The sequence below is a fragment of the Mesobacillus subterraneus genome, from assembly GCF_003937825.1.
GTDB lineage: Bacteria > Bacillota > Bacilli > Bacillales > Cytobacillaceae > Mesobacillus > Mesobacillus subterraneus.
On sequence record NZ_RSFW01000009.1, the window covers coordinates 176,280 to 198,563 of the forward strand.

22 protein-coding genes and 1 pseudogene are annotated in these 22,284 nt (G+C 44.6%); all 23 read right to left on the reverse strand.

Going from position 1 to position 22,284, the window contains the following annotated elements; genetic code table 11:
* Positions 1 to 20 precede the first annotated feature (20 nt).
* Positions 21 to 2,780, reverse strand: a complete 2,760-nt coding sequence (gene ileS, locus EJA10_RS06430) for an isoleucine--tRNA ligase (protein WP_125479184.1) — start codon at positions 2,778 to 2,780, stop codon at positions 21 to 23.
* A 366-nt stretch (positions 2,781 to 3,146) separates the two neighbouring features.
* Positions 3,147 to 3,668, reverse strand: a complete 522-nt coding sequence (locus EJA10_RS06435; RefSeq protein WP_125479185.1) for a DivIVA domain-containing protein — start codon at positions 3,666 to 3,668, stop codon at positions 3,147 to 3,149.
* Between the two features lie 91 nt (positions 3,669 to 3,759).
* The gene (locus EJA10_RS06440) at positions 3,760 to 4,533 is read right to left on the reverse strand and encodes a YlmH family RNA-binding protein (protein WP_125479186.1); all 774 of its coding nucleotides are present in this window, start codon (positions 4,531 to 4,533) and stop codon (positions 3,760 to 3,762) included.
* Positions 4,534 to 4,688: 155 nt separating this feature from the next.
* Complete coding sequence (locus EJA10_RS06445) at positions 4,689 to 4,949, reverse strand: YggT family protein (protein WP_125479187.1); 261 nt, start codon at positions 4,947 to 4,949, stop codon at positions 4,689 to 4,691.
* A 5-nt stretch (positions 4,950 to 4,954) separates the two neighbouring features.
* Complete coding sequence (locus EJA10_RS06450) at positions 4,955 to 5,395, reverse strand: cell division protein SepF (protein ID WP_125479188.1); 441 nt, start codon at positions 5,393 to 5,395, stop codon at positions 4,955 to 4,957.
* A gap of 1 nt (position 5,396) precedes the next feature.
* Positions 5,397 to 6,083, reverse strand: a complete 687-nt coding sequence (locus EJA10_RS06455; RefSeq protein ID WP_125479189.1) for a YggS family pyridoxal phosphate-dependent enzyme — start codon at positions 6,081 to 6,083, stop codon at positions 5,397 to 5,399.
* The gene (pgeF, locus tag EJA10_RS06460) at positions 6,084 to 6,911 is read right to left on the reverse strand and encodes a peptidoglycan editing factor PgeF (protein ID WP_125479190.1); all 828 of its coding nucleotides are present in this window, start codon (positions 6,909 to 6,911) and stop codon (positions 6,084 to 6,086) included.
* 66 nt (positions 6,912 to 6,977) lie between these two features.
* Positions 6,978 to 7,250, reverse strand: coding sequence for a YlmC/YmxH family sporulation protein (locus EJA10_RS06465; protein ID WP_125479191.1), 273 nt, complete (start codon positions 7,248 to 7,250; stop codon positions 6,978 to 6,980).
* Positions 7,251 to 7,373: 123 nt separating this feature from the next.
* Positions 7,374 to 8,153 carry an RNA polymerase sporulation sigma factor SigG gene (gene sigG / locus EJA10_RS06470; RefSeq protein WP_125479192.1) on the reverse strand — a complete coding sequence of 260 codons (780 nt, stop codon included), beginning with the start codon at positions 8,151 to 8,153 and terminating at the stop codon, positions 7,374 to 7,376.
* Between the two features lie 165 nt (positions 8,154 to 8,318).
* Positions 8,319 to 9,037: pseudogene (sigE, locus tag EJA10_RS06475) on the reverse strand (RNA polymerase sporulation sigma factor SigE).
* Between the two features lie 44 nt (positions 9,038 to 9,081).
* Positions 9,082 to 10,020: a sigma-E processing peptidase SpoIIGA gene (gene spoIIGA / locus EJA10_RS06480; protein WP_125479193.1), complete on the reverse strand. Its 939-nt coding sequence runs from the start codon at positions 10,018 to 10,020 to the stop codon at positions 9,082 to 9,084.
* A gap of 383 nt (positions 10,021 to 10,403) precedes the next feature.
* Positions 10,404 to 11,546, reverse strand: coding sequence for a cell division protein FtsZ (gene ftsZ / locus EJA10_RS06485; RefSeq protein WP_125479194.1), 1,143 nt, complete (start codon positions 11,544 to 11,546; stop codon positions 10,404 to 10,406).
* 40 nt (positions 11,547 to 11,586) lie between these two features.
* On the reverse strand, positions 11,587 to 12,870 hold the full coding sequence (gene ftsA, locus EJA10_RS06490) for a cell division protein FtsA (RefSeq protein ID WP_125479195.1): 1,284 nt from the start codon (positions 12,868 to 12,870) through the stop codon (positions 11,587 to 11,589).
* A gap of 136 nt (positions 12,871 to 13,006) precedes the next feature.
* Positions 13,007 to 13,357: a small basic family protein gene (locus EJA10_RS06495; protein WP_125479196.1), complete on the reverse strand. Its 351-nt coding sequence runs from the start codon at positions 13,355 to 13,357 to the stop codon at positions 13,007 to 13,009.
* Complete coding sequence (locus tag EJA10_RS06500; protein ID WP_425462073.1) at positions 13,357 to 14,091, reverse strand: DUF881 domain-containing protein; 735 nt, start codon at positions 14,089 to 14,091, stop codon at positions 13,357 to 13,359. Before EJA10_RS06500 ends, EJA10_RS06495 begins: the two co-directional genes overlap by 1 nt.
* A gap of 114 nt (positions 14,092 to 14,205) precedes the next feature.
* The gene (locus tag EJA10_RS06505) at positions 14,206 to 14,910 is read right to left on the reverse strand and encodes a DUF881 domain-containing protein (RefSeq protein ID WP_246017701.1); all 705 of its coding nucleotides are present in this window, start codon (positions 14,908 to 14,910) and stop codon (positions 14,206 to 14,208) included.
* Positions 14,888 to 15,679 carry a cell division protein FtsQ/DivIB gene (locus EJA10_RS23740; RefSeq protein ID WP_125479197.1) on the reverse strand — a complete coding sequence of 264 codons (792 nt, stop codon included), beginning with the start codon at positions 15,677 to 15,679 and terminating at the stop codon, positions 14,888 to 14,890. Before EJA10_RS23740 ends, EJA10_RS06505 begins: the two co-directional genes overlap by 23 nt.
* Positions 15,680 to 15,937: 258 nt before the next feature.
* Positions 15,938 to 16,846 carry a UDP-N-acetylmuramate dehydrogenase gene (gene murB, locus EJA10_RS06515; RefSeq protein WP_125479198.1) on the reverse strand — a complete coding sequence of 303 codons (909 nt, stop codon included), beginning with the start codon at positions 16,844 to 16,846 and terminating at the stop codon, positions 15,938 to 15,940.
* Between the two features lie 61 nt (positions 16,847 to 16,907).
* Positions 16,908 to 18,002, reverse strand: a complete 1,095-nt coding sequence (gene murG / locus EJA10_RS06520) for an undecaprenyldiphospho-muramoylpentapeptide beta-N-acetylglucosaminyltransferase (RefSeq protein WP_125479199.1) — start codon at positions 18,000 to 18,002, stop codon at positions 16,908 to 16,910.
* A 302-nt stretch (positions 18,003 to 18,304) separates the two neighbouring features.
* A complete protein-coding gene (gene spoVE, locus EJA10_RS06525; protein WP_425462079.1) occupies positions 18,305 to 19,369 on the reverse strand; it encodes a stage V sporulation protein E in 1,065 nt (354 codons plus the stop codon).
* Between the two features lie 136 nt (positions 19,370 to 19,505).
* Positions 19,506 to 20,858 (reverse strand): UDP-N-acetylmuramoyl-L-alanine--D-glutamate ligase, encoded by a 1,353-nt coding sequence (gene murD, locus EJA10_RS06530; RefSeq protein ID WP_125479201.1) that lies wholly within the window; start codon positions 20,856 to 20,858, stop codon positions 19,506 to 19,508.
* Positions 20,859 to 21,833: a phospho-N-acetylmuramoyl-pentapeptide-transferase gene (gene mraY, locus EJA10_RS06535; RefSeq protein WP_125479202.1), complete on the reverse strand. Its 975-nt coding sequence runs from the start codon at positions 21,831 to 21,833 to the stop codon at positions 20,859 to 20,861.
* Between the two features lies 1 nt (position 21,834).
* Positions 21,835 to 22,284, reverse strand: a complete 450-nt coding sequence (locus tag EJA10_RS06540; protein WP_125479203.1) for a hypothetical protein — start codon at positions 22,282 to 22,284, stop codon at positions 21,835 to 21,837.

Here is a 22,284-nt window from a genome sequence, read left to right on the forward strand (position 1 = left end):
AAACCCGGAGTTCATAAACATTAATAATTTTCTTTTACTACGGTTGCACAGCGCGGGCAAAGGGTTGGGTGCTCTTCAACCTTGCCTACTTCTGGTGTGACAACCCAGCATCGTTCACATGTTTCGCCTTCCGCTTTTGTTACGACGATTGCCGCAGTTTCAAGTTTGATGGCATTCTCAGGTGCTTCATTATAAGTGCCTGCAACTTCGAAACCGGATACGATAAACAGCTGGCTCAGGTTTTCAGAAACAGAATCCAGAAGCTCTTTAGTTTTGTCGTTGACGTACAGCGAAACCTTCGCTGTCAGCGATTTGCCGATCACTTTAGAGTTCCTTGCTTCTTCAAGGGCCTTCAGGACATCGTCACGAAGCTTCATGAATGCATTCCACTTCGCTTCAAGTGCGTCTGCATTTGCGATTTCCTTCGCTTCAGGCATATCTGTCAGCTGGACGCTATCTTCCTTCGCTGAAGGGATGAATGCCCATACTTCATCTGCTGTGTGAGAAAGGATTGGTGCAGTCAGCTTTACTAATGCCAATAGGCTCTCATGCAAGACTGTCTGGATTGCACGGCGATCAGCGTGATCAGCTGCTTCAATGTACAGAACATCCTTCGCAAAATCAAGGTAGAATGCACTTAAGTCAAGCGTACAGAAGTTATTGACAGCATGGTAGACGCCTGCAAATTCATAATTGTCATATGCATTGCGTACATACTTGATCAATTTGTTCAGCTTTACAAGCATGAACTGGTCGACTTCTCTCAGCTGCTCAAATGGAACTGCATCTGTCGCAGGATTGAAATCAGAAAGGTTGCCGAGCAAGAATCTGAATGTGTTGCGGATTTTACGATAGACTTCAGCGACTTGCTTCAAAATCGCATCAGAAACGCGTACATCTGACTGATAGTCTACAGAAGCAACCCAGAGACGAAGGATGTCGGCACCTAACTGATTCATTACCTTCGCTGGAACTACTACGTTTCCGATTGACTTACTCATCTTGCGGCCTTCTCCATCGAGAGCAAAGCCGTGGCTCAAGACACCTTTGTACGGAGCCTTGCCAGTAACGGCAACAGCAGTTGATAACGATGAGTTGAACCAGCCGCGATACTGGTCAGACCCTTCAAGATAAAGGTCTGCCGGGCGCTGCAGATCATCTCGCTCTACAAGCACCGCCTGGTGGGAAGAACCAGAATCGAACCAAACATCCATGATGTCTGTTTCTTTTGTAAACTGGCCGTTCGGGCTTCCAGTGTGGCTGAAGCCTTCAGGCAGCAGGTCCTTCGCATCTTTTTCAAACCAGATATTTGAACCATGCTCGCGGAACAGGCTGGACACATGCTCGATTGTTTCGTCCGTGATGATTTCTTCGCCATTCTCAGCATAGAAAACTGGAATCGGAACGCCCCATGCACGCTGGCGGGAAATACACCAGTCACCTCGGTCGCGGACCATGTTGAACAATCTTGTTTCTCCCCAGGCTGGAACCCATTTCGTTTCTTCAACCGCTTTTAGCAATTCGCTTCTGAAATCCTTGATTGATGCGAACCACTGTGCAGTAGCACGGAAGATAACAGGCTTTTTCGTTCTCCAGTCATGCGGGTATGAGTGAGTGATGAAGCTTAATTTCAGTAAAGCTCCAGCTTCTTCAAGCTTTTCTGTGATCGGCTTGTTTGCTTGATCGTAGAATAACCCTTCAAATCCTTCTGCTTCAGCTGTCATAACACCTTTATCATCAACAGGGCATAATACTTCAAGACCATATTTCTGCCCTACATGGAAATCGTCTTCCCCGTGGCCAGGAGCAGTATGGACGCAGCCAGTACCTGCATCTGTCGTAACATGCTCGCCAAGCATGACAAGTGAATCACGGCCATATAATGGATGCTTGGCAAGAACTCCTTCAAGCTCCTTACCAGCTACTTTCTTGACTTGAGAAGCGTTTTCCCAGCCGATTTCATTCGAAACGGCTTCTAAAAGTTCTTCAGCGACAAGGAATTTCCTTCCGTCCGCTTCCACGACAACGTAAGTCAGGTCAGGGTGAACGGAAATGCCAAGGTTTGCAGGAATTGTCCATGGTGTTGTCGTCCAGATGACGATTTCAACATCCTGGTCAAGAACGCTTTTGCCGTCTTTCACAGGGAAACCAACATAGATGGAAGCTGATCGCTTATCCTGGTACTCGATTTCAGCTTCTGCCAATGCTGATTCACTTGATGGTGACCAGTACACTGGCTTTTTACCTTTATAGATATAGCCTTTCTTCGCCATCTCGCCGAATACCTTGATTTGCTGTGCCTCATACTCAGGCTTCAATGTGATATAAGGATTTTCCCAGTCACCTCTCACGCCAAGGCGCTTGAACTGTTCACGCTGGTTGTTGATTTGCTCATAGGCATACTCTTCACATAGCTTCCTGAACTCAGCAACCTTCATTTCCTTGCGCTTTACACCTTTGTTGGTAAGTGCCTGTTCAATTGGCAATCCATGTGTGTCCCAGCCTGGTACGTATGGGGCGCAGAAACCGCTCATCGACTTATAGCGGACGATAAAATCTTTTAGGACTTTATTCAGCGCGTGTCCCATATGGATATCTCCATTTGCGTATGGAGGCCCGTCATGAAGGACGAATAGCGGGCGTCCTTCTGTGTGCTGTTGAACTTTTTCATAGATATTCATTTCTTCCCATTTAGCCTGGATCTCCGGCTCCCTGTTCGGAAGATTTCCGCGCATTGGAAACTCGGTCTTCGGCATGAGCAATGTGTCTTTGTACTCCATTAAATTGATCCTCCTATTTTACCGATGCAATATCATTCCAGATTAAGGTGAAAATAAAAAAAACCTCCTCATCCCTCGAAAGGGACGAGAAGGTTTATTCCCGCGGTACCACCCTAAATAGACAAGTAAATGAACCCTGTCCTCTTAGCATCCTTAACGCGGATGTCACGCCTGCGCTTAATGATCCATACCGGACGTTCAGCTCGGAACTATAGGGTGATGTTCTGGCTGTCCGCTTGCAATGGGCTTCCACCTTCCCCATTTCGCTGATGAAGCAAGCTCTTGGACTGCCTTACTGTCCCTGTCAACGTTTCTGTCATGTATTGCACTTTGTTATGAAATTATATGCGAAATAGCGTGCTTGCGTCAAGCCAGTGAATCTTCTTCTTCTCTTGCAGAGGCCTTCAGTTCTGTTGAATCCAATTCATATTCAAGCAGATGATCCCAGTCATCCGTGTTCAGCATATCAAGCTGTGCCTCGATCAGCATCTTGAATCTGGTTCTGAATACTTTTGACTGCTTCTTCAGTTCCTCGATTTCCAGTGCGATTTTGCGAGCCTTTGATAGGGATTCGTTGATGATCCTGTCAGCGTTCTTTTCCGCTTCCTTGATGATCAGCTTCACTTCTTTTTGAGCATTGCGGCGGACTTCTTCCCCTGCCTCCTGGGCAATGACGATTGATTTATTAAGTGTTTCTTCAATATTTGTAAAATGGCCAAGCCTTGAATTCAATTCATTCAGTTTTTCTTCAAGTTCTTTTTTCTCTCGGATAATTAGTTCATAGTCCTTGATCACCTGGTCAAGAAACTCGTTTACTTCATCTTCATCATACCCGCGAAATCCCTTGTTGAATTCTTTGTTGTGTATATCTAACGGCGTTAAAGGCATTACGCCACCTCCCATTAAGTTATAATCCTTTATGTACTTAAAGCAATGATTCGACAAAAAAACTAAAAATCCTTCTACTATAACTATATAATTATTTTTTTCTGCCGGCAATAACTCGATATTTATCTTTTTTTGTTTTCCCTTCAATTGTGATCATTTTCGCACGGCCGTATCCCCTTGCCGATATGACATCCCCTTCACCACATTCAAAGGCTGTATTTTCTATGGCCGTCCAGTTGACCTTTACATGTCCATGCTGGATCAGCAGCTGCGATTTTTGCCGGGAAAGGTTGAAAAGAGCGGACATTACTGTATCAAGTCTTAAGGAAGAAACGGTCGTACTCATCTCTTGCCAATCCTCTTCGATTGCCACTGCTTTTTCCAGCGGCAGCTCGCTCAGGTTGATTGATGCCCTGCCGATCGACTCAAGCTGCAGACGGATATAATCAGCAATTTCAGCACCTGCGAAAAATTGGACCTGATCGCCATCAATCAGGATGTCGCCGTATTTACCCCGCTTCAGTCCCAGTGACATCAGGCTTCCCAATACCTGACGATGTTCGATCGTGACAAACTTCTTCGCATAATCAATACCGAAAAGCTTGATCTGGAAGTCCTCTGGCTTCGCTTCAAGGTATTCTGGAAAAAGAAAGGCGCGCTTTCTTTCCGTGCCTGGAGATCCGCCAAACAGCTCCCACTTCACATCGGGATGCTTTCCTATGACGGTGGCCAGGATTTGCTGTTCCCTGGGGTCAAGGAAATCAGTCAGTTTTGGAGCATAGTTCTGTTCCACATATTCCTTCCAGTTAATAATCTGGTCGATGAATTCCCGTTCTTCAGGACGGAAATGCTGGTAAATGCTCATGTTTGTTCTCCTTTAGATTATCGATCCTTATCGTCTTCACAAAACAATGCCAACGCGTGAAAGGCAGAAACCGGCCCTATGACCTGTCTCATACTGCCTGAGGATGAAATGAAAACAAGCAGGGCCGCATACGACCCTGCAAGAAAAGTTTCATATTAAAACCATGCCGCCAGCTGATAAAGTCCACTGACTGCGAAGCGCAATACTAGGAAAGCGACGATTGGCGAGATATCGATCATGCCAATTGAAGGGACAATCTTGCGGAACGGCTCCAGGAATGGCTCGCAAATCCTTGCGAGAAATTGGCCAATCGCAGTCTCTCTTGCGTTCGGGAACCATGACATAAAAATATAGATGATCAGGGCCCACTGATATAAACTTACAATTTGAGCTATTATACCTATAACTAAATCCATTTAATCTACCACCTCGACTCTTGGTAATCCCGCTCCTGCATCAGTTCAGAAATATTTCCTGTCACTTCCACATTATCCGGGGTGCATAAGAAGATATTCATGCCAATCCGCTGAATATCCCCGCTAATCGCATAGACAGTGCCGCTAAGGAAGTCCACGATCCGCCTTGCCTGGTCCTGCTCGATGCGCTGAAGGTTCACTACTACTGCTCGGCGATTTCTCAGATGATCGGCGATTTCCTGTGCTTCCGCATACATCCTCGGCTCCATCAGAATCACTTTGGATGATTTTTGAACGCTTTGCAGGCTCACTACATTTTGTTTTTGCTGAACAGGCTGCTTGCTTGGCTTCATAGGCTCAGCTTCCTCTTCGAGCATATCCTCATCTCTATAGTCATATTCATCTTCCAGGAAAAAAAATGTCTTAATTTTCGATTTCAAGCTCATTTTATTGCACCTCCGATTCGTTGCCTACCAAAGCAGTGCCAATTCGCACCATTGTAGAGCCTTCTTCAACCGCTATTTTAAAATCATTTGACATTCCCATGGATAGTTCGTTACATGGGGCAAATTCAAGATTGAGTGCCTGAATTTCTCGCTGAAGCTGCTTCAATGTCCTGAAACAATCCCTGATTACCTGCTCATCCTCGGTATAAGGTGCCATTGTCATTAATCCGCTGACCTCGATGTATGGATATTGCTTCAGCTCTCTAACAAAATCAATGACCTGGTGAGGCTCTAATCCATGCTTGCTTTCCTCGCCGGATGCATTGATCTGGACGAGGCAATTCACTTTGGATGAGGCGCGCTTATCGATTTCCTTCGCAAGCGACAGCCTGTCCAGTGAATGGATATATGTAACATGCTCAATGATGTTTTTAACTTTTCTTGTCTGCAGTGTCCCAATGAAGTGCCATACCGGCTTGTCCTTCAATTTGCTGATCTTGTCGAGCAGACCTTCATCGCGGTTTTCACCCAGATGGATGACCCCGGACTCAATGGCCTCCTGGGCCCTTTCTGGTGATACATATTTGGTAACTGCGATGATTTTGACTTCTTCCGGACTCCGGCCAGCCTTTTCACAGGCATCTGCAATTTGCTTCTGGATAACCTCCAGATTTTCAGATACTTTCATTTATGGACGGCTATCCTCCTTCCAGCCAATATAAGCCATCATCCGTCCTGCTTTCCCGTGCTCCCGTCTGTGCGAATAAAAATGTTCGCTATGGCAGCTCGTGCAAAATTCGGAAACTAGTATATTCTCGGCTTTTATCCCGGCCTTCACCATAATCTGCCGGTTCAATTCTTTCAAATCAAGTGAATATTGACCATCACTAACTTGATTATATGGTAATATATCGACACCATCTAGTATATTTTTTACTAAAGAGATCACTCTCTCATCAACAATATAACATTTTTTGCATATTGATGGGCCAATTACTGCATAAATTTTTTCTATATTTGCCCCATTTTGCTGAAATTTGTTAATCATCTCAGAACCGATGCCGTTTACTGTCCCCTTCCAGCCTGCGTGGGCAACACCAATTATCCCCAGCTCCGGCTCAATGAAATAAAGCGGTACACAATCGGCAAAGCATAATGTCAGCAAGATTTCTTTTTCGTCTGTGAAGAAACCATCCGTTCCAGAAAAAGAAGATTCATATGCATCAGAGCCCCGTCCTTTATCAGTTTTTGAGACGCGCGCAATCCTGGTATCATGCGTTTGCTCAGCACCTACCCAGCTTGATAACGGGAAATCGATTTTATCGGACAGCAGGAGACGATTTTCGCATACGGCCCCCTGCTCATCACCTACATGGAAACCAAAATTCAGTCCTGTAAAAGCCTGCTGGCTCACTCCGCCATTCTTTGACGTGAATCCAGCCTCCAGACCTGGAAAACGATCCATCCATTCTTTTATTGAGAAATATTCTTTGCTACTTAAAATGAATGGTTCCATTTATCTTACCTCACCGTGTTTTTGTCTAGTTTATCACAAAGTTGCTGCAAGACAACAGTGATACGGTTACTCGTCCCGCTCCTCTTGCTGGATATATTCCCCGCTGTCCTTATATCTGACCAGGATGACGTCCTCGCCAATCTTCAGGATATTCCTCCATGGGATGACAAATTCATCCTCCTTGCCGAAAAAACCCAGAACTTTCCCGCTGCTTCCGATCACAACCGCTTCGATTTTTCCTGTATTTAAATTGATCTCAAAATCTTCAATGTTACCGAGTCTTTTTCCATCCGATACATTGACGACATCCTTCACCTGAAATTCCGTCACCTTAACCATACTGATCCCTCCGGATTTCGCATTGGCGCTTTTTCACCTATTAGAAATATATGAAAAGAAACCGAATGTATGATTTATGAATAGCGGGTTTCTGATAAATGAAAAAGCTGCCAAAAAGGCAGCTTAGCTCTGGATATTCTTATTCATTTGTTTTATTGCGGCTTTTTCAAGACGGGATACCTGTGCCTGTGAGATGCCGATTTCGTCGGCAACTTCCATTTGGGTTTTTCCCTGGAAGAATCTTTTGCGCAAAATCAGCTTTTCCCTCTCATTAAGGCGTCTCATGCCTTCCTTAAGGGCGATTTCCTCAATCCAGTTAGAATCTTTGTTTCGCTCATCACTCAACTGGTCCATCACATAGATTGGGTCCCCGCCGTCATTATAAATCGGTTCAAACAGGGAGACAGGGTCCTGGATCGCATCCAGAGCGAAGACAATCTCCTCATGCGGTACCTCAAGCACCTTGGCGATTTCCTCAGCCGTTGGTTCCCTTGATGCCTCACTCATCAGCCTTTCCCTGACCTGCAGGGCTTTATAGGCAATATCCCTTAAGGAACGCGATACTCTGATTGGATTATTATCTCTTAAATACCGTCTGATTTCGCCAATGATCATCGGAACGGCATAGGTTGAAAACTTTACATTCTGTCCCAGATCAAAATTATCAATGGATTTCATAAGGCCTATACACCCGACCTGAAACAGATCGTCGACAAACTCGCCCCGGTTGTTAAATCGCTGGATTACACTTAAAACAAGCCTTAGGTTCCCATTCACAAGTTTTTCTCTAGCTGTGATGTCACCACTTTGCATTTCTCTAAAAAGTTTTCTCATTTCCTCGTTTTTTAGAACGGGAAGCTTTGATGTATCAACACCGCAAATTTCAACTTTGTTTCGTGTCAATCTTTTCCCTCCTCACAGGAGCTGCTGTCAAAATTCAGTATCTCCGCAGGAAGGAAAAATATGCACTATTTACCGGGTACCACGACTGAAAATGGAAGGGTCACCCAGGAAAACCGCAGATTATCAATGATATTCACGTAAAAATTTTTCCAAGAAATTTTTTTGCTATACCATTTTATTGAATTCTTTACGTAACCGTTTAATGATTCTTTTCTCAAGTCGGGAAATATAGGACTGAGAGATTCCCAGCATATCAGCAACATCTTTTTGTGTCTTTTCTTGGCCGCTTCCAAGCCCAAAGCGCAGTTCCATGATCTGTTTTTCACGGTCAGAAAGCTGCTGAAGCGCTTTTACAAGCAGTTTTTTATCTACGTTGGACTCAAGATCCTTCGTGATGATGTCATCATCGGTGCCAAGCACGTCGGACAAAAGGAGTTCATTGCCGTCCCAGTCAATATTCAGTGGCTCATCAAAAGAAACCTCAGACCGCAACTTGTTATTTCGGCGCAAGTACATCAAAATTTCATTTTCAATGCATCTGGACGCATAGGTTGCGAGTTTGATTTTTTTTCGGGATTGAATGTATTGACTGCTTTGATCAATCCTATGGTCCCGATACTGATCAAGTCTTCAATATTGATACCTGTATTTTCAAATTTGCGGGCAATGTAGACGACAAGCCTCAAATTCCGTTCAATGAGGATTGACCTTGCAGCCTTATCGCCGTTGGGCAGCTTATTTAACAGCACTTCTTCCTCTTCCTTGGTCAAAGGAGGTGGCAACGCTTCGCTACCGCCGATATAATATATTTCATCTGTTTTTAAACCAAGTTTCATTAATAATTTATACCAGTAATAGGATAACCGAAGCCGTAAATTTTTCATTGATTGTCCTCCTTCTAAATTATGTATTTCTGAGTATAGTATTATTAGCTTACCTTAACCGTTGAATCAGACTTTGCCATGCCTGTCATCATTTTCGGATGGATAATGCACTGGAAGCTTCCATCGGCAGAAAGTTGCTGGGCAGTAAATGAAATCAACCCCTTCTCTGCCACATACACCCCATCTTCCGCAGTAATCGTAATTTTTTCTGGATTGAAAGCAATGATCAATTGATGTTCTTGTCCAACCACCTTGCACGGAATGATTCTCATCCTGTTCTCGAGCTGCTGCGTAAAGTTACCTTCCCCCGACAGTACACAATCCGGATTCTCAGCAATTCTTCTGATTTCAACAGGTAGTCTTTCCAACTCTCCGGCAATGGAGAAGATCATCACGGGCATTTTCGAAATCGGATCATATAGCTGGTTGCCGCTGTCAATAAGTCCTTTAACCTCGTATACCATACCCATGAATTGCACTTCCACGCCAGCCAGTGAATCATATTGAATCTTTGTCATTTCAAATTGTTCTATATTCCTTTTAGAAAAATGCCAGGCAAGCGGAAAGCCAAGCAGGACGAACAACCAGCTGACTGGATCCCCAAAACCTTTAATATAGTTCAACGCTACATTCGAGGCGAGGTCCATATCAAACTGGATGAAATAATGGACTCCTGTCAAGGTGCCCCCCAGTAAGAAGGTAGTTACATAAAAAGTCATAAGGGACTTTACAAAAAAACGGAATCTATTGTATCCGAAGGCTGCAAGGACCATGAGAATCGAGAAAAACAATTTACCAACTGGGTGCCCGGCAGCAGCATGTAACGGAGTAATAGACAAAATAATGAGCATTGAACCGATAGCGCCCCCCAATGCAAGCCGCCACAACTTAACCTGCCTTTTAAGGATGATCGCGGTCAAATAAAGAAGGAACGTATCAAATAATAGATTCAGCGCCCAAATCACATCCAGATAGACCTTCACCTCTCATCCTCCTGATTAAAGAGCGTTAGCACCTAATTTGTCCTTCACGCCAATATGAACTTGATAGCATTAACAGTCAGTCAGAAAGCTTCGTGCTGGATCGGCAGATAAGGGAGAATGAAATACGTGCAGTGTTTCTCCTCTATCATTCCGTTACGAAAAAGTATATCGTCTATGACCTATGAAGTGTGTCACATTCTGGCAACAAAACAACAGAGATTTTCACTTTTACATTCGGATTTTGTCAATTTTCAGATTATTTATTGAATGGATAAACGGAATGATGTACTAGTAGGTTTAATCCTGAGAAGTCAAAAGCAATATCAATTCTCTTCATAGAAAAGGGACATAGCCTGTTCGGCTATGCCCCTTGAATGTTTCAATTAACGTCTTCTATTGCGGTTGCGCAGGAAAGTTGGAATATCCAATGCATCTTCACCCTGGGATGAAGGATTGCTTCTCGGTGCTTCCTGCTGGATCTCTTCGCGCTTTGGCTGTTCTCGTTTGACCGCTCCCAGGCCCTGCTTCTGCTGGCCGCCAAAACCTGGTCTTTGCGGCTTTGTCTGGGTGACTTCTTCGTTGAATCCTGTAGCAATCACAGTAACAATGATTTCGTCCTTAAGGTTCTCATTGATGACAGAACCGAAAATCATGTTTACATCCTGGTCTGAAGCTGAAGCTACAATATCAGCAGCTTCCTGGACTTCATACAGGCTCAAATTCGTGCCGCCAGTAATGTTCATCAAGACACCCTGTGCTCCATCAAGCGATGTTTCAAGCAATGGAGACGAAATAGCTTTTTTGGCTGCCTCAGTAGCACGGTTTTCTCCTGATGCTACCCCAATACCCATCAAGGCTGAACCTTTATTGGACATGATTGTTTTTACGTCAGCGAAGTCAAGGTTGATCAATCCTGGAGTAGCGATCAAGTCAGAAATACCCTGGACACCCTGGCGAAGAACATTATCCGCCTCACGGAATGCTTCAAGCATAGGTGTACTCTTGTCGACAATCTCAAGCAAGCGGTCGTTTGGAATGACGATCAGTGTGTCTACCGCTTCCTTCATTGCACCTATTCCACCGCCAGCTTGCCCGGCACGCTTGCGTCCTTCAAAAGTGAATGGGCGTGTAACAACCCCCACCGTTAACGCACCAAGATCTTTGGCGATCTGTGCGATTACCGGTGCAGCACCCGTTCCAGTTCCACCGCCCATTCCGGCAGTAACGAACACCATGTCTGCACCTTTCAATACTTCTTCGATTTGCTCTTTGCTTTCCTCAGCAGCTTTTTTGCCTACCTCAGGGTTTGCACCCGCACCAAGCCCGCGGGTCAACTTTGCGCCGATTTGCATTCTGATTTCAGCTTTGGAAAGGTTAAGCGCCTGTGCGTCAGTATTGACGGCGATGAACTCTACACCTTGTACACCGTGTTCAATCATTCGGTTAACCGCATTATTTCCGCCGCCGCCAACACCGATTACTTTTATCGTAGCAAGTGAATCTAAATTCGTATCAAATTCCAACATGACAAATCCTCCTAATTCGCCGATTTCCTGTTAGCTCTGATTATTCAAAAAAGTAGCCAAGAAATTTCTTCATTCTTGAGGTGACTTTTTCTTCAGGCTGTTTCTCAGGCTTCGATTTTGGATGCGGCTGTTTTTGAACTCTTTTTTCTTTCGGTTCTAATTCACTAAAAGCTGCTTCCATTTTCTTTCCTTTTAATTTCGCGTTCTTATAAGCAAATTGGATCAATCCTACTGCTGTTGTATACTGCGGTTCTCTTACTCCAATATAGTCAGGGACCGCGAGTCGAATCCTGCTTTGGAAAATATCCTGGGCGAGTTCGAGTACGCCCTGCATATTGGCTGTACCTCCTGTTAAGACGAATCCGCCAGGAAGGTCTCTAATGTTCATCATCTTCAGCTCATCCTGGACAAGGGAGAAGATTTCCTCCATCCTTGCCTCGATGATGTCGGCAACTTCCAGCTGGTTGAACTGCTGTTGCTGGTCACTTCCGATGATTGAAACCTCGAAAACTTCCTCTTCGGAAGCATGGTCATAAAAGGCATGTCCATGCTTCAGTTTTAGCTTGTCTGCTTCTTCGGTAGTCGTGCGCAATCCGATGGACAAGTCTTTTGTTATATGATCCCCGCCAACCGGAATCACGGATGTCCCTCTCAGGTGCCCGTTCTCAAAAACGGCGACTGTCGTGGAACCGCCTCCGATATCAATCATAGCGACGCCCATGTTCTTCTCATCCTTCGAGAGAGCGAATGCTCCCGCCGCCAGCGGCTGAAGGGCAATATCCAGTATTTCCAGTCCAGCACGCTCCACACAACGAAGGGTATTATGTAAGATGGTTTTAGAACCTGTTATGATCGTACCTTCCATTTCGAGCCTGACACCGATCATGCCCCTTGGATCATTGATTTCATCAAGGCCATCAACGATGAACTGCTTTGGAATCACGTCTATTATTTCTCGCTCGGGCGGGATTGATACAACCTGCGCGGCATCAATGACCCTCGCGACATCCTCGTTCGTGATTTCACGGTTGTCGCTCGATACTGCAACCACGCCATGGCAAGGCAATAGCGATACATGGTTGCCGGTGACACCAACAATCACCTGGTTAATCTTCATACCTATCATTCTCTCAGCTTGCTCTACTGCCTTTTTAATAGAATGAACGGTTTCATCTATATCAACAATGGAGCCCTTTCTCAACCCTTCGGACTTCACATTGCCAACACCAATTATATTTAAAGAGTCGTTGACCATTTCACCAATGATCACTTTGACACTGGATGTACCGATGTCAAGACTGACATATATATCATTGCTGTTCATTCTGTGGCACCTCCTTCAACAATTACATATGTTTGAACAACAATTTCGGACGCTTATCTAATTGCTTTTCATTTTAATTTACACTACTTTATTCGTCACAATTAAATATTTCCCTTTTAAAATATCATTTTTTTTTCTACTTTTCACTTGAAGTCGACCATTTTGTCAATAATATTCTCCTGATAACAGCGATATTCTGGAACAGCCTCACTCCGAAGGCGAAAACTGCTGCTAAATACAAGTCTACACCAAGATGAACCCCTAGAAAAGCTAAACTTGCAGCTAAAACTATATTAAAAAAGAAACCTGATACAAAAACCTTTTCATCATAAATATTCTGCAGCTGGGCTCGGATTCCGCCGAACAAAGTATCAAGGGCGGCCAGGATCGCGATTGACAGGTAGTTCGAATATTCTGCAGGAATTCGTATATCGGTCAACAACCCAATGATCGCACCGATGATCAGCCCCATGATTGGAAGCCACATTAGCCGTTGCCTCCCCCTTTATCTGTTTTCACGGATTCCATATGCCTGATTCTGATTGTATCCTGATAGGCAGGTACTGCCAATTGGCTTTCAGGCCTGTTCACCTTCACTTCAAGGTTATCGATGAAAAAATCTTCTGCAACCGAAGAAACCTTCATTCGGTTGTATAACTTTTCAGCCACCTGAGAATTTTCTACGATTACCTTTATTTCAATGGGGAAACGGTTCAATGAATGCCCATTGATTTTCGTCACCCTATTGATATCCCTGATGACCGTTGTGTTGATCACCCTTTCGCCATCAACCGAAACCTGCTTTGCTCCATACATGTTCAATTCGTTCAACAGTCTTTTCAGCATATCCGGTGAAACCGAAGGAGGGTTGCCGCCCTCAACAACCAGGTTAAAGGCCGGGACAATCGATAAAGTAAGCCCTGGTCCGGTCACCTCAGTCAAACCTGCTTCAGTCTTCAATTCTGCAAGTGTCTCACGGAGCACTTCTTCCTTGCTTTGCTGCCGTTCCGTTTCATATTTTGCGATTTTTTCTTCATTTGACCTGATTTCCAGCAGCAGTTTTGACTGGAATTCCTTTTCTTTCATTAAATCCTCGCGAAGCTGCCATGTGTCTCTTGTGTCACGGACCACTGGTTCTCTCACTGTTTGAAATTGGATGGCGACCATCAGCCCGATAATAGCCGCTATCATGCTGAAGCTAAGATTACTAGGTCGGCCCAAAACTCTCACCTTGCTTTCCATAAGGCCATTGCTGGTCGTGCCTGAGAACATCCACTGGCACTTACAAAAAGCCTATTAAACATTCATTTTAGGGAATACTTCCTTCTGTCAGAATTAATTTCCCAGAATAGGATCCATTTTAATATCATTCATCTTTTCGAGAGAAAAAATGATCTGGTCGTTCACAAGCTGATCTTTTACCCCACCGGTAATGTTTAAAGCGGAGGAAAGAACATCGGGGTCACCAATTGCAGTAATTTCAAAAGGGGCGGGATGCTGGTAGCCATCCACCGTTATGACAGGTCCAGTACACAAAATATACGAATTATGGGCAATTCTCTGGCCGTTAACGGAAATTGCTGACGCACCTGAAATGTAAAGTTCGTTGATCACCTTGAATACATGGTGTTCGTGGACAAGGTAGTTATTGATATTTTCTTCTTCAGGATTATACTCTCCATCAGCAAGAGTGACCTTAACACCTTTGCCGCTGACCTTCACCTTTCCCAGGAACATACGATATTTTTCAGCATCTTCCGCCATATTGAAGAAAACCTGGGCCTCTTTTGAAAGACTTGCTTCAATTTCCCTGACTTTCTCCTGCTTGGCATTCAGTTCCTTTTGAAGCTCGCGGTTTTTTTCTTCCTGTTCGATCAACTCATTCCTCAAGCCCAACTGCTGCTCCCACTGCCTGTTCGTCAAACCTTTGCTATGGTCATTCTCATCCTGGGTCACACGGAACGAAAAGGCAACCATAAAGCCAAGCACCAGAAAAACGAGTGAAAGGATGACACGGTTACTGTTCACTTTCTTTTTCAATTTCAACTTCCTCTGCTTCCTCTGATTCAAATGCTTTAAAATAGGAGCCAACCTCAAGGTCGATGACACCCTTTTTGGCAGGGTCCAGCTGGCTGACAATTGATGGGTAATGCGCCATCTTCTCAGAGAAAGTCCTGAGAGTGGCGTTAACCTCAAAGCCGTCATTCATATATAACTTGACAAGAAACTGATCTGTCTTTGAAGGCTTGGAATGAACCTCTGATATGGAATTGATGACTTCTTGAGGAAGTTCCTCAAGCGAAGCGATCATTTCATCCAGAACCTTGCCCTCTTTAAAACCGATCAGGATCGGAGCATTGACAGGAATTTCATCTATTCGTTTCTCACCAAGGATATGTCCATTTTCAAGGACTGGATAAAAATCCTTCCCCTTTGATATGTAGGCAAGCCGGTTGTATTCCTCAATTCTTATCGCCACTGTATTGGGGAGCAGGATATCCACAACAGCTTTTTTAACTTCCTGGATCTTTTGCAGTTCCTTTTCCACTTCTCCCTTGCTGATTTTCCATACATTGGTTTCAAGGGTAAGTCCGCTTTCTTCGACAATCTGATCATAAGAATAGGATTCATTTCCGGTAACAGTGATTTTCTTCACCTTGCTTAATGGTGATTGAAAATAGATCACACTGGCTATCAGGATAAAAAACATAGCGAGCAGCATGATGAGCCTTCTATTTGCTTTCTTGCGCCTCTGATGTTTTAACTTCGGAATCCGGTCTTCAATTGAGACGATTTTCCCCTTGTCCATTTTCAATCCCCTCTTTATCGGCTGAACCCATTTCCTAAAGAACAACATCTATCATGAGCTTACAGGTTGAAGCCATCTCTAAGATATATTTTCCAATGACCAGACGGATGACTGTATGCAGGCTTGTCCATACACAGTCTTTAAAAAAGGAAAAGAGGAACGGCACAAGAAAGGATACATGCTGTTTCTCTCCCCAATTTTCATCTAATCTAATGAATTATTATATCACAGAATTTGACAGCTTAAAGCAATTTCCTGTTATTTTCGGCCTATAATTTCAACCTCTGTCTCCATCTTGACTCCATGCTTTTCAAGAACTGTATCCTTAACGTGCTGAATAAGCCCCAATACATCCTCAGCCTTTGCATTTCCAGTATTGACGATAAAATTGGCATGAAGCTCAGAGATTTGCGCCCCGCCGATCCGGTGGCCCTTCAAGCCGGATTTTTCAATTAAATTGCCAGCGTAATTAGGAAGCGGATTCCTGAATACACTTCCGCAGCTCGGAAAGTTATAAGGCTGGGTATCCTTGCGGTAGTCCTTGTTTTTTTGCAGCTCAGCCACAATCTCTTCCCTGTTGCCTTCTTTCAACTGGAATACAGCTCCGACAACGATTCCAGGACGTTCCTTTTGGAGTACTGATGTACGGTAGGAGAACTTCATTTCTTCATTCGTAAGCCACTCAAGCGAACCATCCTCAAAAAGCACATAAGCTTTTTCAAGGATTTGCGAAATGTCGGATCCGTGGGCACCAGCATTCATATATACGGCACCGCCAATTGAGCCCGGAATGCCCCCGGCAAATTCCAGACCAGAAAGGCCTTTGCGGCTGATGGTGATGGCGAAGTTTACGAGTGACAAGCCTCCGCCTGCTGTTACCTTCGTTCCATCGATCTCTAAATCATCGATTCCAGAGCCGAGCTTTATTACAGCTCCTTCAATTCCTTTATCAGACACAAGGAGATTGGACCCTCTTCCTATTACCGTCCATTTAACAGCTGAGGATTTGATTACATCAATTGCTTTTTTTAAATTCTCAATGGATGAAGGCTCAATAAGTATGTCGGCAGGTCCGCCGATTTTCATTGATGTATGGTTTGCCAGCGGTTCATTTTCCTTGACGGAACCGATGTTCAATTCTCTAAGTTTGTCAGCTAGATCCTTCATAAATACCTTCCTTTCACGATACAGCTATTTTGACTATTTTATGCAGCTGCATGCCTATAGGCTACTTTTTAGCCAATTGCTCAATGAGGCTGTACAGCCTTTGGGCGGCGTCAGGTATGCCTAGTTCTTTGGCCGCTTTCTTCATACCGGCCAATTTCTCTTCATTCCCCAGGATCTGGTCAATATTCTCAACCAGCTTAGGTCCAGTAAGATCTTTTTCAAGCAAAAGCCTTGCTGCTCCATTATCACTCAGTGCCCTTGCATTCTTTTCCTGGTGGTTGTCAGTCACATATGGGCTTGGAATAAGGATGCTCGGAATCCCGAGTGACGTTAGTTCAGCCAACGTTGTAGCTCCGGCCCTGGAGACCGTTAAATCAACCCCGGCAAGTACCTCGGGCATATTATGGATAAACGGCTTTATGATTACATTTTCCGGATTCCCTACCAGTTCAACCTCTTTTCGGACTTCCTCAAAATGCACATCTCCCGTTACATATAACACCTGATATGTCTTGCTGCTTAATTCCGTCAGGCTTTTGACGACAGCCTCGTTGATCGGCCTCGCTCCCCTGCTTCCGCCAAAAATAAGAACTGTCGGTACCTTCAATTTCAGACCTGAAGATAATCGTCCCCTGATTCCATCCTGCCCCAGTACTTCTGACGCCCGCGGATTTCCTGTCAACACGACTTTTTCCTTCGGGAAGAACTCCCTGGCCTCTTCAAAACAAATGGCAATCTTATCAACATAGCGACTCAGGAACTTGTTTGTAAGACCGGGTACACTGTTTTGCTCATGGACAATTGTAGGTATGCCCATTTTCGCTGCCGCATAGACAACAGGGCCACAAACATAACCCCCGGTGCCAATTACAACATCGGGCTTGAATTCCTTAAGCATTTTTTTACTGTCTCTGACACCCTTAAGGAAGCGCAGGACGGTTTTTACGTTTTCAAAAGAAATCTTTCGTTTGAAGCCTGTAATATGTATGGATTTAAAGGGGATATTTTCCCTGGGCACCAGATTGCTTTCGAGCCCTTTTTCGGTTCCTATGTACAGAAACTCAACATTGCTATCCTTCTTTTGAATCTCCCTGATCAGTGCAAGCGCAGGATAAATATGTCCACCCGTACCGCCGCCGCTAACTGCTATCTTCATTTTCCACACCTCAGCAAAAATCTCTATTTCTCTATACAGCCATTCTTTCTCTTTAGGGTGGACAGTTTCAAGGAAACCCATCACCCCAGCAAATCATGGCTCCCGAGATTGTGCCATAAAAAAGGCACTTCCCGGTTTTACCCTATTCTACTATATTCTAAACTTCAGGACGATTTTTAAAGATATTGTTATTTAAATGTAATATAGCATGAACAGGAGTATATTCCTATTACTATTCAGGATGCTTGCTGCCTTTTCCAATAAATAAAAGACCCTGCTGCAGGGTCTTTTATTCTATGATCTCAATATCTTGAATGGCGGCTGATATTCAGCAGTACACCGACAGCCATGAGCATCAGTGTCAGGGAGGATCCCCCATAGCTAAGGAATGGGAGAGTGATTCCTGTTACTGGCATCAGCCCCGTTACGACACCTATATTGATCATGACCTGGATGGCGATCATCGCAATGATTCCGGTCGCGAGGAAGGTACCGAATAAATCCGGGGCACCTAACGCGATCCTGATGCCTCTCCACAGAAGCAAAGAAAACAGCAGGAGAATGAAGGAACCACCAATGAACCCCAGTTCCTCGGCAAGTATCGCAAAGATAAAATCGGTTTGCGGTTCCGGCAGGTAAAAGAATTTTTGCCGGCTCTGTCCAAGCCCCAGCCCGAATAATCCACCCGGACCGATCGCATAAAGTGATTGAATCATCTGGAAGCCGCTTCCGAGCGGATCCTGCCAGGGGTCAAGGAATGAAGTGATCCGTTTCATCCTGTATGGCGCTGAAACAATCAATCCGACAAAGCCTGCCACTCCAATTAACCCAAGTCCAACAAAGTGGCTGATCCGTGCTCCGGCTATAAAAATCATGACAACAGAAGTTCCAACCATCACAGTGCCTGTTCCTAAATCAGGCTGAAGCATAATAAGGCCAAAGGCCAAAAAGACAAGACCTAAAGAAGGAATCAGTCCTTTTTTCAGTGTGGTGATCATCTTCTGGTTTTCAGATAAAAACTTGGCGAGAAAGGCTATCATCGCAATCTTCATGAACTCAGACGGCTGGACAGAGAAGGCTCCTACGCCAATCCAGCTTCGTGAACCGTTCCGGACATTCCCGATTCCCGGAATCAGGACGAGGATCAGCAATACGAAACATACGATCAGGATGACCTTCGACCACGTCCGCCAGGTCCAGTAGTCAATATTCATGATAAAAAACATCGCAATGATTCCAACACCAGCAAACAGCATTTGCCGTTTCGCAAAGAAGAATGAGTCGTTGAACTTATAGTCCGCCCAGACAGCACTAGCGCTATAGACCATTATCAAGCCCACTGCCAAAAGCGTAAAAGTCAAGATCATAAGAAAAATGTCTGGAGTAGTCCTTTTCGTTGGCAAAGCAATACACCTCGGCTGTATGATTTAGGGCTCATATGCCGCTTCCCATCCAGCCTGCATGAGGCCAAACAAACTGAGTCATGCTGTTCAAGACAAGCCCTTACTTAAGCTTATGCACAGCCTCGATAAACATGTCTCCCCTGACCTCAAAAGTTTTGTATTGATCCCAGCTTGCACATGCAGGAGAAAGCAGGATGACATCGCCGGGTTCAGAGTGTTCAAATGCCACGGGAACGGCCTTTTCCACATTATCGACCTGCAAAATCGTTTTTATTCCTGCAACACGACCAGCCTGTCCAACTTTTTCTGCTGTCTGTCCAAAGGTAATCAAAGCTTTGACATTTTTTAAAGAAGGAATAAGTTCGTCAAAGGAATTGCCCCTGTCCAGTCCGCCAGCCAGCAATACAATTGGAGCAGCGAATGCTGCCAGGGCATTTTCAGTTGCTAATATATTCGTTGCTTTTGAATCATTATAGAATTTGCGGCCACCAATATTGCCTACATACTGGAGCCTGTGCCGGACGCCTGCAAAGGTGGTCAGCACCTGACTGATTGCATCTTTATCTGCTCCTGAAAGCAGAGTGGCAGCTACTGCTGAGAGGATATTCTCAAGGTTATGCTTTCCTGGCAGGACGATCTCCTTTGTTTCAATGATTCGCTCACCATTAAAGCAGACCCACCCATCCTTAACATATGCACCGTGGTCCAGGACCTTCTTTGTTGAAAAAGGAACAATTTGTGCCCGCGAATTGCGTGCAATCTCCATGACTTCTTCCTGGTCAGCATTCACGATCAAATAGTCTTCTGCTGTCTGATTCTTCGTGATTCGGGCTTTGGCACCGATATACTCATCCATTGTTCCATGGTAATCAAGGTGCGCATCATACAAATTGGTGATAATCGCAATCCTAGGCTTAAATTGGTCAATGCCCATCAATTGAAAGGAAGATAATTCAATTACAATCGTGTTTTCTGCAGTCGCTTCCTGTGCAACACCTGAAGCAACTGTTCCGATATTCCCGGCAATCAATGGCTTCTTGTTCCCCGCTTCAAGCATTTCGAAGATCAGGGTCGTAGTCGTTGTCTTGCCATTCGTTCCAGTTATGCCAACAAGCGGTGCCTCAGAAATTTGATAAGCCAACTCCACTTCGGTAATGATCGGAATTTCCTTTTCAACCGCTTTTTGGATCATAGGGTTATAATAAGGAATCCCCGGGTTCTTGACGACAAGCTCAAAGCCTTCATCCATCAATTCAATAGGATGGCTTCCGCAGACAACCTTGATTCCCTGCTCAAGCAACCCTTGTGCCTCCGGATTCTCCGATAGAGGCTTGCTGTCATTAACGGTCACGAAAGCACCCAGTTTATGTAACAGCGCAGCTGCGCTGACCCCGCTCTTGGCCAGACCAAGAACAAGTATTTTTTTATGCTGATAGGTTTTAATATGTTTCATTTAAATCCACACCTCTATATAAATTCCAAGGATGGCAAAAAGAAGTCCCACAGTCCAGAAAGTCACGACAACTCTCCACTCTGACCAGCCAATCAATTCATAATGGTGGTGCAGGGGACTCATTCGAAAAATCCTTTTTCCTGTTGTCTTGAATGAGATGACCTGAAGGATAACCGACAATGTCTCGATGACAAAAATTCCGCCGATGACGATCAGGATGATCTCCAGTTTTGCCAGAATGGCGATTGTAGCAATCGCACCTCCAAGTGCCAGCGATCCTGTATCTCCCATGAACACTTTCGCCGGGTGTGCATTAAATACAAGAAAGCCCAGGACTGCCCCGACTACGGCAACGGAGAAAATGGACAGTTCAAATTGGGATTGGCTCCACGCAAGAACAGCAAATGCTCCAAACGCAATGGCTGCCGTTCCGGAAACCAGCCCGTCAAGCCCGTCCGTCAGGTTAACAGCATTCGAAAAGCCTACCATCCAGAAAATGATGAACAGCGCGTATCCCCAGCCAAGATCGATGGAGAAATCAGTAAGCGGGATGCTTACCACTGTAGAGAAATCGCTTTGCTTAAAAATGAAATAAAAAATGACAGATATAATAATTTGGCCCAACAGCTTTTGCTTTGAGGTTAACCCAAGGTTACGCTTCATGACAACTTTGATGAAGTCATCCATAAAGCCAAGGAGTCCAAATCCTAAAGTCACGAATAATAAAAGATAAGTTTCAACACCAGGCTGTGAAAACTTGCCCGTCATGACAAGTGTCGTCACTGTGATGGATATCAGGATCATGACCCCGCCCATCGTGGGAGTCCCAGTTTTTTTCTGATGTGACTTCGGGCCTTCATCCCTGATGCTTTGGCCGAATTTAAGCCTTCTCAAAAAAGGAATAAAAACTGGAGAAAGCAAAACTGTAATTAGGAAGCCCATTAAAATTGTGAAAAAGATAACTTGCTCCAGCATTCTATTCCTCACCTGCCTTTTCCTGATTGCTGCCAAGACGATTGATGGTTTCAGCCATCACAGCTATATCATATGTTTCATCTGTTTCATTAAGAAGTCCTTTGTCAGCGAAAATGAATTTTGTTTTCTCGCTGATTTTTTCATGTTGTAACAAGTAGTTATAGTATGATTTCATAATTTTCTCTAAGCCTTTCAAATTGTCTTCTGTGAAAAAAATCGGGAAATGGTTCGGGGCATAAGCTGGGACCCGCTCGTTCTCAGGCCACACAGCAGCCACCGCACCGTTTGAGATTGCCTCCTGCAGGGTACCGGAATCGGCTGACACAGGAATAAACAATCCCTTCGGCTGCCTGGCACCAGCCAGGGAGCTTACAGTGCAGAAATGGATATTTTCATCATTTATTCCAGAAGTCTTTGAAAAAAGACCTGAAACATCCTGGTAAGTCAGCAT